This window comes from Pseudomonas sp. ASL4 (genome assembly GCF_056680395.1).
In genome coordinates, this window is record NZ_CM155280.1 from 6,057,129 (window position 1) to 6,072,846 (window position 15,718).

The 15,718-nt window shown below is 59.8% G+C and carries 12 protein-coding genes; 5 read left to right on the top strand and 7 right to left on the bottom strand.

Features of this window, described 5'->3' with window-relative positions:
- Positions 1-34: 34 nt before the first annotated feature.
- Entirely contained in the window at positions 35-853 is an 819-nt protein-coding gene (gene ppsR / locus AC1MEW_RS27640) for a posphoenolpyruvate synthetase regulatory kinase/phosphorylase PpsR (RefSeq protein WP_201202085.1), read from the top strand.
- Positions 854-976: 123 nt separating this feature from the next.
- Here ppsR and AC1MEW_RS27645 read toward each other — a convergent pair whose 3' ends face one another.
- Positions 977-2,386 (bottom strand): aminotransferase-like domain-containing protein, encoded by a 1,410-nt coding sequence (locus AC1MEW_RS27645; protein ID WP_201202084.1) that lies wholly within the window; start codon positions 2,384-2,386, stop codon positions 977-979.
- A gap of 137 nt (positions 2,387-2,523) precedes the next feature.
- On the opposite strand from AC1MEW_RS27645, the gene AC1MEW_RS27650 reads away from it, so the two are divergent.
- Positions 2,524-3,411, top strand: a complete 888-nt coding sequence (locus AC1MEW_RS27650; RefSeq protein ID WP_201205188.1) for a DMT family transporter — start codon at positions 2,524-2,526, stop codon at positions 3,409-3,411.
- Between the two features lie 101 nt (positions 3,412-3,512).
- On the opposite strand, the gene prpD is transcribed toward AC1MEW_RS27650, so the two are convergent.
- The 6 genes from prpD to AC1MEW_RS27680 form a co-directional block, all read right to left on the bottom strand.
- Positions 3,513-4,997, bottom strand: coding sequence for a 2-methylcitrate dehydratase (gene prpD / locus AC1MEW_RS27655; protein WP_201202081.1), 1,485 nt, complete (start codon positions 4,995-4,997; stop codon positions 3,513-3,515).
- Between the two features lie 205 nt (positions 4,998-5,202).
- On the bottom strand, positions 5,203-6,393 hold the full coding sequence (gene prpF / locus AC1MEW_RS27660) for a 2-methylaconitate cis-trans isomerase PrpF (RefSeq protein WP_201255923.1): 1,191 nt from the start codon (positions 6,391-6,393) through the stop codon (positions 5,203-5,205).
- Positions 6,394-6,445: 52 nt separating this feature from the next.
- Positions 6,446-9,037 (bottom strand): Fe/S-dependent 2-methylisocitrate dehydratase AcnD, encoded by a 2,592-nt coding sequence (gene acnD / locus AC1MEW_RS27665; RefSeq protein WP_201255924.1) that lies wholly within the window; start codon positions 9,035-9,037, stop codon positions 6,446-6,448.
- Between the two features lie 206 nt (positions 9,038-9,243).
- Positions 9,244-10,371 carry a bifunctional 2-methylcitrate synthase/citrate synthase gene (gene prpC / locus AC1MEW_RS27670; protein WP_201202071.1) on the bottom strand — a complete coding sequence of 376 codons (1,128 nt, stop codon included), beginning with the start codon at positions 10,369-10,371 and terminating at the stop codon, positions 9,244-9,246.
- Positions 10,372-10,508: 137 nt separating this feature from the next.
- Positions 10,509-11,399, bottom strand: a complete 891-nt coding sequence (gene prpB / locus AC1MEW_RS27675; RefSeq protein ID WP_201202069.1) for a methylisocitrate lyase — start codon at positions 11,397-11,399, stop codon at positions 10,509-10,511.
- Positions 11,396-12,118 (bottom strand): GntR family transcriptional regulator, encoded by a 723-nt coding sequence (locus tag AC1MEW_RS27680; protein WP_416195263.1) that lies wholly within the window; start codon positions 12,116-12,118, stop codon positions 11,396-11,398. Before AC1MEW_RS27680 ends, prpB begins: the two co-directional genes overlap by 4 nt.
- Positions 12,119-12,421: 303 nt before the next feature.
- On the opposite strand from AC1MEW_RS27680, the gene rloA reads away from it, so the two are divergent.
- Genes rloA through AC1MEW_RS27695 form a run of 3 tightly spaced genes read left to right on the top strand, consistent with a single transcriptional unit; the run spans position 12,422 to position 15,482 of the window.
- A complete protein-coding gene (gene rloA / locus AC1MEW_RS27685; protein WP_201202067.1) occupies positions 12,422-12,958 on the top strand; it encodes a retropepsin-like aspartic peptidase RloA in 537 nt (178 codons plus the stop codon).
- 5 nt (positions 12,959-12,963) lie between these two features.
- A complete protein-coding gene (gene rloB / locus AC1MEW_RS27690; protein ID WP_201202065.1) occupies positions 12,964-14,496 on the top strand; it encodes an osmotic stress tolerance membrane protein RloB in 1,533 nt (510 codons plus the stop codon).
- The gene (locus tag AC1MEW_RS27695; RefSeq protein WP_201202064.1) at positions 14,496-15,482 is read left to right on the top strand and encodes an alpha-L-glutamate ligase-like protein; all 987 of its coding nucleotides are present in this window, start codon (positions 14,496-14,498) and stop codon (positions 15,480-15,482) included. Before rloB ends, AC1MEW_RS27695 begins: the two co-directional genes overlap by 1 nt.
- Positions 15,483-15,718: the final 236 nt, after the last annotated feature.

Here is a 15,718-nt window from a genome sequence, read left to right on the forward strand (position 1 = left end):
AGAAATCTTCACTAGCTTAAGGCCCAAGGTGCAAATGAAACGATCTGCTTTCTTCATCTCCGATGGCACGGGTATTACCGCCGAGACCCTCGGTCAAAGCCTGTTGGCGCAGTTCGAAAACATTACCTTCAGCAAATTCACACGTCCGTACATCGACAACGTCGATAAAGCGCGGGCCATGGTACAACAAATCAACAAGGCCGCCGAAACCGACGGCTTTCGGCCGATCATCTTCGACACCATCGTCAATCAGGACATCCGTGAGATCCTCGCGACCTCCAATGGTTTCATGATCGACATTTTCTCGACGTTCCTGGCACCGCTTGAACAGGAATTGACCGAGCATTCTTCCTACACAGTCGGCAAGTCCCACTCCATCGGTGGTAACTCCAATTATATGGAGCGAATCGAGGCGGTGAACTTCGCCCTCGACAACGATGACGGTGCGCGCACGCATTATTACGACAAGGCCGACTTGATCCTAGTGGGTGTGTCGCGTTGTGGTAAGACGCCGACGTGTCTGTACATGGCCATGCAATTCGGGATCCGCGCGGCCAACTACCCGCTGACCGAAGACGACATGGAGCGCCTGACCCTGCCGAGCGCCCTGCGCGCCCACCAGCACAAGCTGTTCGGCCTGACCATCGACCCGGACCGCCTCACCGCGATCCGCAACGAGCGCAAACCCAACAGCCGCTATTCGAGCTATGCCCAGTGCGAGTTTGAAGTACGCGAGGTGGAGAATCTGTTCCGCCGCGAGAACATTGCGCACATCAATTCCACGCATTTTTCGGTGGAAGAAATCTCGGCCAAAATTCTGGTGGAGAAAGGTGTGGAGCGGCGGTTCAAGTAGGTTGTCGGCGACTTTAAAACCGCCTTCGCGAGCAAGCCCGCTCCCACATTGGATCTTCAGCGAACACAATATTTGTGTACGAAAACGATCAAATATGGGAGTGGGCTTGCTCGCGAAGAACGATTACACGGTTTCCATGAGTGCCCCCACCAACGCCTCAAACCCACCCAGCAACAACCCATCATCCCCCGCCGAATTACACACACTCGCCCGAATAAACTGCGGCACCGCCCCATGCCCGACCGCAAAGGCCTCGGCAGTCGCCACCAAATAATTGTTCTCCCTGAGCTCCGCCGCAATCTGCGACGCCCGCCACGGCTCGGGCACTTCGATCCAGAAGTGTGGGCTATTGGGATGGGTCTTGTATCCGACATCTTCTAACACGGCGCTGACCAACTGCTTGCGGCGGCTGATTTCGGCTATCTGCTGCCCCAGCAACTGCCCGGCGATGCCGTTTTCGACCCATTCACTCGCCAATGCCATCGACAACGGACTGGCCATCCAGCACGTCCCGCGCACTGCGGCGCTCAAACGTCCGATCAACGGTTGCGGCGCGTGCAGGTAACCAACCCTCAAACCGGCCGAAACGGCTTTGCTCAAACTGCCGATCAACACCGAACGCTCCGGGGCAAAGTGACTCAAGGGCAATGGCCGCTGCTGCGCCAGCACGGCGTGGGCCTCGTCCTCGATGATCAGCAAATTGTGCTGACGACAGATCTCGGCAATCGCCTCGCGCCGTGGGACTGACATCACTGCCGCCGTAGGATTCTGGATCGTCGGTGTGCAGTACAACGCTGACACTCGATGATTCTGGCAAACATCCGACAGCGCCTCGGGCAGCAGTCCTTCGTCATCCATCCCGACACCGATCAGTTTTATCCCGAGCATGCGTGCGACGCTGATCAACCCTGGGTAGGTCAAATGCTCGGTCACCAAGGTATCGCCGGCCTTGAGCAACCCCATCAGCACGCACAACAAGCCGTGCTGGCCGCCATTGACGCAAACAATCTGATCAGCACTCGGCGTAAAAGCCTTGTGCCGCAACCACTCGGCACCCGCTGCACGGTGGCGCAGTAACCCGGCATCGGCGGTGTAGCCGGCAATGTGTTGCAAGGTCTGCGGGTCGCTGGCCAAGGCTTGCAGGCCCTGACTCAGCAAGATCGCCTCCTGCCCCGGAATTGGCTGGTTCCGACTCATGTCGAACAGCGCTTGCGGCTCATCACTGACGTTGCGAAAGCCACCATCGCGCGAGCGTTCCATCCCGCGCTGACGCACATAAGTACCGTCTCCTACACGGGCCACCACCAACCCGACCCGCTCCAGTTCGCCATAGGCGCGGCTGATGGTGCCGATGGTCACGCCCAAACTGTCGGCCAGCAGTCGATGGGGCGGCAACTTGCTGCCCGGCTCGATCAAGCCTTCGCCGATGCTTTTTTCCAGAGCCTCGGCCAAACGCTTGTACTTGACGCCACGTCCTTGAGCCAGGCCCTCGCGCAGGATTGACACCGTGGCAATACTTACTTTGACAGTCATTTCCATCCCGAATAGCGTGCTGAAAACAGGTTCAATCAGGGATAGACCTATTCAGCATCCAGGTCAATTCCAACAACGAAAGGAACTCGATCATGTCCGTCGCCCTCAGCGCCTCTTCCAGTCTTCGAAAACCGTGGTTGGCCGGGTTGGTCACCAGCACGTTGTTTCTGATCGTTTGCCTGAGCTGGGGTACGACATGGCTGGGGATCAAAATTGCCGTCGAAAGCGTGCCGCCACTGACCGCCGCCGGCCTGCGCTTTCTGATCGCGTTTCCGTTGTTTTTGAGCTTCGCCCTGCTGCGGCGCGAACCGTTGCTGTTTCCAAGGCAAAGTCGCTGGTTTTTCGTGTTCGTGACGCTGTCGTATTTCAGCCTGCCGTATTACTTGCTCAACTACGGCGAGATGCACGTGTCATCCGGCCTGACTGCCCTGCTGTTCAGCTGCATGCCGGTGTTTATCCTGATTTTTTCCGCGATGTTTCTGCGGGAGAAAATCTACCCCTCGCAAGTCGTCGGCATCGCTATCGGTTTCGGCAGCCTGTTCATGATTATCCGCAGCCAAGGGCTGCACCTGGACCACGCCGAGTTCTTCGGCGTACTGGCGATTCTCGCTGCGGCGGTGATGCATGCGCTGTGTTACGTGATTACCAAGAAGCAAGGCAGCGCGATCAGCGTGATTACCTACAACACGCTGCCCATCGGCCTGGCCGGGTTGATGTTGTTTGTCGCGGGATTGCGCTTTGAAGCGCCGGTGTTTGGCGACATTACAACGCGCTCGTGGGGCGCCCTGCTCTATCTGGGGCTGGTGGCGTCGGTGGGCGGGTTTATCGTTTATTTTTTGCTGCTCAAACGCCTGAGCCCGATCATTCTGTCGTTCGTGTTCATTATTTTTCCGGTGTTCGCGGTGGTGATTGGCGCGTGGTACGAGGGGCAAAGTATTTCGCGGGAGCTGATGATGTATTCGGCGGTGCTGCTGACGGGGTTTGCGATCACCAAATTGCCCGTCGAGAAATGGCTAAAATCCTGAATACGCCCCAGCCCTCATAGGAGCCAGGCTTGCCGGCGAACGCGTCCTTGAATCCGACTTCGCCGGCAAGCCTGGCTCCTACAGGGATTGCGTGCAGCCGATCAGATCACGAATAGATCGACAAACCGGTTCACCGGCGTTGCCTCCAGCGCTGCCTGATCCTTGCACAACGCAAAAATCTCGGCACTGCGCTGACCGGTGAAGCGTGTCGCCAGGTTGGTCTTGAACTTGTCTTCCAGCAGCGGAATCCCATCGGTACGGCGGCGGCGATGGCCGATCGGGTACTCGACCACCACGTTCTCAGTGCTGGAGCCGTCCTTGAAAAACACCTGGATCGCGTTGGCGATGGAGCGTTTGTCGGCTTCCAGGTATTCGCGAGTGAAGCGCGGGTCTTCGACGATGACCATTTTCTCGCGTAGCACGTCGATGATCGGGTGCGCGGCATGGAACTCATCTTCGTACTGCTCGGCCACCAGATTGCCGAAGGCCAGCGGCACGGCGGTCATGTACTGAATGCAATGGTCGCGGTCAGCGGCATTCGCCAGCGGGCCGACTTTGGAGATGATTCGGATCGCCGATTCGTGGGTGGTGATGACGATTTTGTCGATGTCGTGCAGGCGATTCCGGACTTGCGGATGCAAGGTGACGGCAGCCTCGCAAGCGGTTTGCGCGTGGAACTCGGCGGGGAAGCTGATTTTGAACAGCACGTTTTCCATCACATAGCTGCCGTACTGGCGGGAGAAGCTGAACGTGCGTTTGTCTTCCGGTTTCAGCGCCAAATCGTTGTTGGTGTGACTGAACAACACGTCGTAGAAGCCCCACTGTTTGGCCGTCAGTACGCCGGGAATGCCCATCTCGCCGCGCATCGCAATATCCGCCAGCCGCACGCCTCGGCTGGAGGCATCGCCTGCGGCCCAGGATTTTCGCGACCCGGCGTTCGGCGCATGGCGATAAGTGCGCAGCGCCTGGCCGTCGGCAAAGGCGTGGGACAGCGCGGACAACAGTTGCTCGCGGTTGGCGCCCATCAGTTTGGCGGTGACGGCGGTTGAGGCGACTTTCACCAGCAGCACGTGATCAAGGCCTACGCGGTTGAAGGAGTTTTCCAGGGCAATCACACCCTGAATCTCGTGGGCCATGATCATCGCTTCGAGCACCGCGCGAATCGTCAGCGGTGCTTCGCCGTTGGCCAAGCGTTTTTGCGAAAGGTGATCGGCTATCGCGAGAATTCCGCCGAGGTTATCGGACGGATGGCCCCACTCGGCGGCGAGCCAGGTGTCGTTGTAATCGAGCCAGCGGACGATGCAACCGATGTCCCACGCGGCTTTCACTGGGTCGAGGCGGTAGCTGGTACCGGGCACGCGGGCACCGAACGGGACGACGGTGCCTTCGACGATCGGGCCCAGGTGTTTGGTGCATTCGGGAAAGCGCAGGGCCAGCAGGCCGCAGCCGAGGGTGTCCATCAGGCAGTTGCGGGCGGTGTCCAAAGCTTCTTGGGATTGGATTTTGAAGGTGAGGACGTAGTCAGCGATGTCCTGCAGGACGGTGTCGTAGTCGGGACGGTTGTTCAGGTCGACGTTGGCGCTCATGTTCGATTCACTCTTGAAGTGGTTCGTTAATGGGACCTCGGTTCAGGGGTAATCTCAGGTTAGTTACAGCGTTCTTTTTTTGGTAATGCAATCAAAAATGTGGGAGCGGGCTTGCTCGCGAAAGCGGTATATCAGTCGACATCAATGTTGAATGTCAGTCCGTATTCGCGAGCAAGCCCGCTCCCACATGGGTTCATGTGTTGGATCAGAACGAGTCGCCCGGCACGCGCACAAAGCCTTCCATCAACACCCGCGCACTGCGGCTCATGATGGCTTTGTTTACGGTCCATTCGCCGTTCACCTGACTGGCCTCCGCGCCGACGCGCAACGTGCCGGACGGATGCCCAAAGCGCACCGCATTGCGGTCGATCCCGCCCGCCGCCAGGTTCACCAACGTCCCGGAAATCGCCGCCGCCGTACCAATCGCCACCGCCGCCGTGCCCATCATCGCGTGGTGCAACTTGCCCATGGACAACGCGCGCACCAGCAGGTCGACATCACCCGCCGCAATCGCCTTGCCGCTGGATGCCACGTAAGCCGCCGGTTTGGCCACGAACGCAACTTTCGGCGTGTGCTGCCGCTTGGCCGCTTCGTCCAGGTCCTTGATCAGGCCCATGCGCAGCGCGCCGTAAGCGCGGATGGTCTCGAACATCGCCAGGGCTTTCGGGTCGCTGTTGATCGCGCCTTGCAACTCGGTACCGGTGTAGCCGATGTCTTCGGCATTGACGAAAATCGTCGGAATGCCGGCATTGATCATGGTCGCCTTGAAGGTCCCGACGCCGGGCACTTCCAGGTCATCAACCAGGTTGCCCGTGGGGAACATCGAACCACCGCCGCCCTCTTCTTCTGCGGCCGGGTCCATGAATTCGACCTGCACTTCGGCCGCCGGAAAGGTCACGCCGTCGAGTTCGAAATCACCGGTTTCCTGCACTTCACCGTTGGTGATCGGCACGTGGGCGATGATGGTCTTGCCGATGTTGGCCTGCCACACACGAACCACCGCCACACCGTTTTGCGGAATGCGGCTGGCATCTACCAAACCATTGCTGATCGCGAACGAACCGACCGCCGCCGACAAGTTGCCGCAGTTGCCGCTCCAGTCCACAAAAGGCTTGTCGATGGACACCTGACCAAACAGATAATCGACGTCGTGATCAGCCTTGATGCTTTTCGACAGGATCACGGTTTTGCTGGTGCTGGACGTCGCGCCACCCATGCCGTCGATTTGCTTGTCGTACGGGTCGGGGCTGCCGATCACTCGCAGCAACAAGGCATCGCGGGCCGGGCCGGGAATCTGTGCCGCTTCGGGCAGGTCTTGCAGGCTGAAGAACACGCCTTTGCTGGTGCCGCCACGCATGTAGGTGGCAGGGATTTTGATTTGAGGTGCGTGAGACATGTCATTCCTCTATTGGCCAACAGGGGATTTGAGTCCCCTGTGGCTCTGCGTTTTAAACGGCTACTGCCGATTCAAGGAAGTCCTGAGCGAAACGCTGCAACACGCCACCAGCCTCGTAGATTGACACTTCTTCGGCGGTGTCGAGGCGACAGGTCACTGGCACTTCGACGCGTTCACCGTTGAGGCGGTTGATCACCAGCGTCAGTTGCGCACGTGGAGTGCGATCACCGATCACGTCGTAGGTTTCGCTGCCGTCGATGGCCAATGTGTGGCGATCAGTGCCCGGCAGGAATTCCAGCGGCAACACGCCCATGCCCACCAGGTTGGTGCGGTGAATGCGCTCGAAACCTTCCGCGGCAATCGCCTCCACACCGGCCAGACGCACGCCTTTGGCCGCCCAGTCCCGGGACGAACCCTGACCGTAGTCGGCGCCGGCGATGATGATCAGCGGCTGCTTGCGCTCCATGTAGGTTTCGATGGCTTCCCACATCCGCATCACTTGGCCTTCCGGCTCGACGCGGGCCAGCGAACCCTGCTTGACCTTGCCGTTTTCCTGGACCATTTCGTTGAACAGTTTCGGGTTGGCGAAGGTTGCGCGTTGCGCGGTCAAGTGGTCGCCACGGTGGGTCGCGTACGAGTTGAAGTCCTCTTCCGGCAAGCCCATTTTCGCCAGGTATTCGCCGGCGGCGCTGTCGAGCATGATCGCGTTCGACGGCGACAGGTGATCGGTGGTGATGTTGTCCGGCAGCACCGCCAGCGGGCGCATGCCCTTGAGCGGACGCGCGCCGGCTAGCGCGCCTTCCCAGTACGGCGGACGGCGGATGTAGGTGCTCATCTCCCGCCAGTCGTACAGCGGCGTGACTTTCGGGCCGGTGTCTTCGTGGATGGCGAACATCGGGATGTAGACCTGGCGGAACTGCTCCGGCTTCACCGAGGCTTTCACCACTGCGTCGATTTCTTCGTCGCTTGGCCAGATGTCTTTCAGGCGGATTTCCTTGCCGTCGACCACGCCCAGCACATCTTTTTCGATGTCGAAACGGATGGTCCCGGCGATGGCGTATGCGACCACCAGCGGCGGCGACGCGAGGAATGCTTGCTTGGCGTACGGGTGAATCCGCCCGTCGAAGTTACGGTTGCCGGACAGCACAGCCGTGGCGTACAGATCGCGGTCGATGATCTCTTGCTGGATCACCGGATCGAGTGCGCCGGACATGCCGTTGCAGGTGGTGCAGGCGAAGGCAACGATGCCGAAACCGAGTTGCTCCAGTTCGCTGGTCAGGCCGGCTTCGTCGAGGTACAGCGCGACGGTTTTCGAGCCCGGCGCCAGGGACGATTTGACCCACGGCTTGCGGGTCAGCCCGAGCTGGTTGGCGTTGCGCGCCAGCAGGCCGGCAGCGATGACGTTGCGCGGGTTGCTGGTGTTGGTGCAACTGGTGATGGCGGCGATGATCACCGCACCGTCCGGCATCTGGCCCGGCACTTCATCCCACTGGCCGGAGATGCCTTGGGCGGCGAGATCCGAGGTCGCGACGCGAGCGTGCGGGTTGCTCGGGCCGGCCATGTTACGCACTACAGAGGACAGGTTGAACGTCAACCCGCGCTCGTATTGTGCATGCTTCAAGCTGTCAGCCCAGAGGCCGGTGGTTTTGGCGTAGTTCTCGACCAGTTGCACCTGTTCGTCTTCACGGCCGGTGAGTTTCAGGTAGTCGATGGTTTGCTGGTCGATGTAGAACATCGCCGCGGTGGCGCCGTATTCCGGGGCCATGTTGGAAATGGTTGCGCGGTCGCCGAGGGTCAGCGCGGAGGCGCCTTCACCGAAGAATTCCAGCCATGCGCCGACGACTTTCTGTTTGCGCAGGAACTCGGTCAACGCCAGCACCATGTCGGTGGCGGTGATGCCCGGTTGCAGCTTGCCGGTCAGTTCAACGCCGACGCTTTCCGGCAGACGCATCCACGAGGCGCGGCCGAGCATCACGCTCTCGGCTTCCAGGCCACCAACGCCGATGGCGATCACGCCCAAGGCATCGACGTGCGGAGTGTGGCTGTCGGTGCCGACGCAGGTGTCGGGGAACGCAACGCCGTCGCGCACCTGAATCACCGGAGACATTTTCTCCAGGTTGATCTGGTGCATGATCCCGTTGCCCGGCGGAATCACGTCGACGTTCTTGAAGGCTTTTTTGGTCCAGTTGATGAAGTGAAAACGGTCTTCGTTGCGACGGTCTTCGATGGCGCGGTTCTTCTCGAACGCCTCTGGATCAAAGCCACCACGCTCGACGGCCAGGGAGTGGTCGACGATCAATTGGGTCGGCACTACCGGGTTCACTTGCGCCGGGTCGCCACCTTGCAGGGCGATGGCGTCGCGCAGGCCGGCGAGGTCCACCAGCGCGGTCTGGCCGAGAATGTCATGGCAGACCACGCGCGCCGGGAACCACGGAAAATCGAGGTCACGCTTGCGTTCGATGAACTGCTTCAGGGAATCGGTGAGCGTGGCCGGGTCGCAGCGGCGCACCAGGTTTTCCGCGAGTACGCGGGAGGTGTACGGCAGAGTGTCGTAGGCGCCAGGCTGGATGGCTTCGACAGCCGCACGGACGTCGAAGTAATCCAGATGACTGCCGGGCAGCGGTTTGCGAAATTCTGTGTTCATCGTCAGGACTCGGTCACGGTAATTACAAAGGGTGGGGCCTGGCACCGCTGCTGAACTGAAACCGGATCAAATGTGGGAGCGGGCTTGCTCGCGAAAGCGGTGTATCAGTCGACATCACTGTTGAATGTCAGTCCGTCTTCGCGAGCAAGCCCGCTCCCACAGGGGTTCTCGGTTCCTTCAGTTGCCGGTGCTAGCGCCTCCACCGGTCAGCGTTGTTCGATTGGCACGAACTTGCGCTGTTCGACGCCGATGTATTCGGCACTCGGGCGGATGATGCGGTTGTTGGCTCGTTGTTCGAACACATGCGCCGCCCAGCCTGTCAGGCGCGAGCAGACGAAAATCGGGGTGAACAACTTGGTCGGGATGCCCATGAAGTGGTACGTCGACGCATGGTAGAAGTCGGCGTTCGGGAACAGTTTCTTTTGCTCCCACATGGTCTTGTCGATGGCTTCGGAAACCGGGAACAACACAGTGTCGCCCACTTCGTCAGCGAGTTTTTTCGACCAGCCCTTGATCACCTCGTTACGCGGATCGTTGTCCTTATAGATCGCGTGACCGAAGCCCATGATCTTGTCCTTGCGCTCAAGCATGCCGAGGGTGCCTTTGATCGCCTCTTCCGGCGACTTGAAGCGCTCGATCATTTCCATCGCCGCTTCGTTGGCGCCGCCGTGCAGCGGACCACGCAGGGAACCGATGGCAGCGGTGACGCAGGAATACATGTCCGACAGGGTCGAGGCGCAAACACGGGCGGTGAACGTCGAGGCGTTGAACTCGTGCTCCGCGTAGAGGATCAGCGACACGTTCATCACTTTGACGTGCAACTCGCTCGGCTTCCTGTCATGCAGCAGGTGCAGGAAGTGGCCGCCGATGGACGCCTCGTCAGTCACGCAATTGATGCGTTTGCCGTCGTGGCTGAAGCGATACCAGTAACACATGATCGCCGGGAACGCGGCCAGCAGGCGGTCGGTGACGTCGTGTTGTGCGCTGAAGTCTTTTTCTGGTTCGAGGTTGCCCAGGAACGAGCAGCCAGTGCGCATCACGTCCATCGGGTGGGCGTCGGCGGGAATGCGTTCCAGTACTTCTTTCAGCGCTTGCGGCAGATCGCGCAGCTTGCTCAGTTTGTCGACGTAAGCAGCGAGTTGCGCTTTGGTTGGCAGTTCGCCGTACAGCAGCAAGTAGGCGACTTCTTCGAATTGCGCGTCAGCCGCCAGTTCACGAACGTCGTAGCCACGATAGGTCAGGCCTGCGCCCGACTGGCCCACGGTGGACAGTGCGGTTTGCCCGGCAACCTGGCCACGGAGCCCGGCGCCACTGAGTACTTTTGCTTCGGCCATTGCTGTCTCCAGTTTTTTGAGTTTGTTAGGGAAACGTGTAGGAGCGAAGCTTGCTCGCGAAGGCGTTGTCTCAGGTGACATTTATGGTGAATGTCAGTCAGTCTTCGCGAGCAAGCTTCGCTCCTACAGGGCTTTCATTACTTCTTCGCAGCAAACAACGCATCGAGCTTCTGCTCGAAGGTGTGGTAGTCGATGCGGTCGTAAAGCTCCATGCGGGTCTGCATGGTGTCGATCACGTTCTGTTGCGTGCCGTCGCGGCGGATCGCGGTGTAGACGTTTTCCGCCGCTTTGTTCATCGCGCGGAAGGCCGACAGCGGGTACAGCACCAGCGACACGTCGGCAGCGGCGAGTTGCTCGGTGGTGTACAGCGGCGTCGCGCCGAATTCGGTGATATTGGCCAGGATCGGCGCTTTCACGCGGTTGGCGAACAGCTTGTACATGTCCAGTTCGGTGATGGCTTCCGGGAAGATCATGTCGGCGCCAGCCTCGATGCACGCCGCGGCGCGATCCAGGGCAGATTCCAGACCTTCCACCGCCAGTGCATCGGTGCGGGCCATGATCACGAAGCTGTCGTCGGTACGAGCATCAACAGCCGCTTTGATGCGGTCGACCATTTCCTGCAGCGAGACGATCTCTTTATTAGGACGGTGACCGCAGCGCTTGGCGCCGACCTGATCCTCGATGTGAATCGCCGCTGCGCCGAACTTGATCATCGACTTGACGGTGCGCGCCACGTTGAACGCCGAAGAACCGAAACCGGTGTCCACGTCCACCAGCAGCGGCAGGTCGCACACGTCGGTGATGCGACGCACGTCAGTCAGCACGTCGTCCAGACCGGTGATGCCCAGGTCCGGCAGGCCGAGGGAGCCAGCAGCCACCCCGCCACCCGACAGGTAAATCGCCTTGAAACCGGCGCGCTTGGCCAGCAGCGCGTGGTTGGCGTTGATCGCGCCGACCACTTGCAGCGGATGCTCGCTGGCGACCGCATCGCGGAAACGCTGGCCTGGAGTGCTCTTGTTGGAACTCATGACTCACCTCGTTCAGTGGCTGTCTTATTGGCGCCGTCCTGGTAGTGACGGGCGATATTGCGTTTGGAGGCGCCGATGTGGCGGCGCATCAACAACTCGGCCAGTTCACCGTCACGGTCGGCGATGGCATCGAGAATCCGGTGGTGCTCGGCAAAGGCCTGGCGCGGCCGATTGGGCGTGGTGGAAAACTGGATGCGGTACATGCGCACCAGTTGATACAGCTCGCCGCAGAGCATCTGGGTCAGCGTGCGGTTGCCGCTGCCCTGAATGATTCGGTAATGAAAGTCGAAATCGCCTTCCTGCTGGTAGTAGCCGACGCCGGCCTGAAACGCCGCGTCGCGCTCGTGGGTTTCGAGCACCCGGCGCAGCTCGTCGATTTCTTCGACGGTCATGCGCTCGGCGGCCAGGCGACAGGCCATGCCTTCCAGGGATTCGCGGATTTCGTAGAGTTCCAGCAGCTCGGCATGACTCAGCGACACTACCCGCGCGCCGACGTGCGGTATGCGAACCAGCAGGCGCTGGCCTTCCAGGCGATGGATCGCTTCGCGCAGCGGTCCGCGGCTGATGCCATAGGTGCGCGCCAACTCAGGCTCGGAGATTTTGCTGCCCGGGGCGATCTCGCCTTTGACGATGGCCGCCTGGATACGCCGGAAGACGTTCTCGGAGAGTGTCTCCGAATCGTCCTGCACTGCGACGGGGGGATCGAGTTGACCCAACATATTGTCGACACCTTGTAAGCTAATGCGGCAAAAACTAGCGAATACAGGCCGAACAGTCAAAGGATAAATAGGTATTGTCGACAATCGTCTAATAACCGCTTGCACCATAACAACGCAGCACACCTGTTTATAGCCGCCTGCCAGCGCTGGCGCCATAAAACCACCGTGCTAGAATGCCGCCCGCATTTGCTTGTCATCTGCATCTGCACGGCTTGTCATAAATAGCTGATAGGCATACGAGGGAGCTTGCGCAGCGATGCCAGGGCCTTGAATCGAAGTACGGACCGCTGCGCACCAGGATTTATGAGACTCAAGCCCTTCCCCACATTCCTTTATCTTCTTTGCCTGCCCGGTGTTGCTGCGGCAGGGGAAAAGACTGTGTACGGCCTCAACGAGTACGCCTCGCTGGATGGCATTGACCTGGAAGTCGCGGCCAAACTCGACACCGGGGCGAAAACCGCTTCCTTAAGCGCACGGGACATCAAACGTTTCAAACGCAATGGCGAATCCTGGGTGCGTTTCTACCTGGCCATCGACGCCGCGCATTCGCACCCGATCGAACGGCCATTGGCCCGGGTCAGCAAAATCAAGCGCCGCGCCGGCGACTACGACCCGGAAGAAGGCAAGAAATACACCGCCCGCCCGGTGATCGAGCTGGATATCTGCATGGGTTCGGCATCGCGCAGCATCGAAGTGAACCTGACCGACCGCAGCGCCTTCCAATACCCGCTCCTGATCGGCTCCGAAGCACTTAAACGCTTCGATGCGCTGGTCGACCCCAGTCTTAAATACGCTGCTGGCAAACCCGCCTGCGCCACCGACGCTCATACCGCAGAGTAATTCCAATGCGCTCTCTTAACCTCCACCTGAAAATCCTGATCGCCATTCTGGTGGTGCTGGGCATTTCAGTTACGGCCTATCAGATCTTCGTGCTCGGGATTCCCGTGACCGAAGACGCCACTGACGACTTGTGGAACATCGACGCCAAGGTCGAGTTCGTCGCCAGTGCCAAGGACCCGGTCAAGATCCAGATGTTCGTGCCGCCGCTGAGCCGCGACTTTGTGAGCCTGAACGAAAGCTTTATCTCCAATAACTACGGCGTGGCGGTGAACCGGATCGATGGCAACCGCAAGGTCACGTGGTCGGCACGTCGGGCCAAGGGCAACCAGACCCTTTATTACCGCCTGGTGCTGACCAAACGTTATTCCGGCGAAAAATCCAAGATCAAAGGCCCGACCTTCCGCGACAGCATCGCCGTCGAAGGTGCGGAAAAAGTCGCCGCCGAAGCCCTGCTCGCGCCGATTCGCCAGCACTCGGCCGACGTCGAAACCTTCGTCGGCGAAGCGATCAAGCGCGTCAACAATCTCAACGACGACAACGTGAAGCTGTTGCTCGGCGGTGATCCTTCCACCGCGAACAAAGCCCGGATCGTCGAGCTGGTGCTGTCCATCGCCCACGTGCCAGTGGAGAAGGTCCACACCATCCGTCTGGTGGCCGACCAACCGCAAATCCCTGAACTCTGGTTGCGCAGCTTCAACGGCACCGATTGGCTGTACTTCAACCCGGAAACCGGCGAACAGGGCATGCCGACCGACCGCCTGCTGTGGTGGACCGGCGACGAAAACCTGATCACCGTTGATGGCGGCAAGAAAGCCAACGTAACCTTCAGCCTGAACAACAGCGAAATGAACGCCATTCGCCTGGCCAAGCTGACCGACGAAAACACCGACGCCAACTTCCTCGAATACTCGCTGTACGGCCTGCCGCTGCAAACCCAGCAGACGTTCATGATCATGGTGATGATCCCGATTGGCGTGCTGGTGATCCTGATCCTGCGCAACCTGATCGGCCTGCAGACCCTCGGCACCTTTACCCCGGTGCTGATTGCCCTGGCCTTCCGCGAGACGCAGCTGGGCTTCGGGATTGTGCTGTTTACGATCATTACCGCACTGGGGCTGTCGCTGCGTTCCTATCTTGAACACTTGAAGCTGCAAATGCTGCCGAGGCTGTCGGTGGTGCTGACCTTTGTCGTGGTACTGATCGCGGCGATCAGTCTGTTCAGCCATAAACTTGGGCTGGAGCGCGGGTTATCGGTGGCGCTGTTCCCGATGGTGATTCTGACCATGACCATCGAACGCCTATCGATCACCTGGGAAGAACGCGGCTCCGGGCATGCCCTGAAAGTGGCAATCGGTACGCTGTTCGCCGCCTCCCTGGCGCACCTGATCATGAGTGTTCCGGAACTGGTCTACTTCGTGTTCACCTTCCCGGCGATCCTGTTCATTCTGGTGGGCTTCATGCTGGCCATGGGTCGCTATCGCGGCTACCGCCTGACCGAGCTGATCCGCTTCAAAGCGTTTCTCAAGGCTGACTCGTAATGTTCGGTTTCTGGAAGACCTGGAAGGCCCTGGAAGCCCGGGGCATCATGGGGATCAATCGGCGTAACGCAGACTACGTGCTCAAGTACAACAAGCGCAGCCTGTACCCGATTGTCGATGACAAGATCATCACCAAGGAACGCGCGATTGCCGCCGGGATTAACGTGCCGGAGTTGTACGGGATCATTTCCACCGAGAAAGAAATCGACAACCTCGACCAGATCATCGGCGGGCGTAACGACTTCGTGATCAAACCGGCCCAGGGCGCGGGCGGTGACGGCATTATTGTGGTGGCCGACCGTTTCGAGGGCCGTTATCGCACGGTGTCCGGAAAGATCCTCAGCCATGAGGAACTCGAGCACCATATCTCCAGCATCCTCACCGGCCTGTATTCCCTGGGCGGCCACCGTGACCGGGCGCTGATCGAATACCGCGTGACCCCGGACCAGATTTTCAAGAGCATCAGCTACGAAGGCGTGCCGGACATTCGCATTATCGTGCTGATGGGTTACCCGGTGATGGCCATGCTACGCCTGCCGACTCGCCAGTCTGGCGGCAAGGCTAACCTGCACCAGGGCGCCATCGGCGTCGGTGTCGACCTGGCAACCGGCCTGACCCTGCGCGGCACCTGGTTGAACAACATCATCGCCAAACACCCGGACACCACCAACGCAGTGGACGGCGTGCAATTGCCCTACTGGGACGGCTTCATGAAACTCGCCGCCGGTTGCTATGAGCTGTGCGGGCTGGGTTACATCGGCGTGGACATGGTGCTCGACCAGGAGAAAGGCCCGCTGATTCTTGAGCTGAACGCCCGGCCGGGGTTGAACATTCAGATTGCCAACGATTGTGGGCTGACGTTGCGTACCCATGCGGTCGAGGCGCGGCTGGAAGAATTGAAGGCTCGCGGGATTAGCGAGACCGCGCAGGAACGGGTGGCGTTTGTTCAGGAGATGTTTGGGCATATTCCGCCGGTTGAGGGTTGATACTTTGTGGTTACACACATTCTTTTGTGGCGAGGGAGCTTGCTCCCGCTCGGCTGCGCAGCAGTCGTAAAACCGTCCGACTCGGCCTGCCTGACACTGTTGAGGTGAATGGTTTTGGGGCCGCTTCGCAGCCCAGCGGGAGCAAGCTCCCTCGCCACAGGTTTCTTGCCAGCCGCTATGGATGTGTCTCTTCCCGACATCCCCTCTAGGAGCAAATCCTGCAGAGGACTACAATC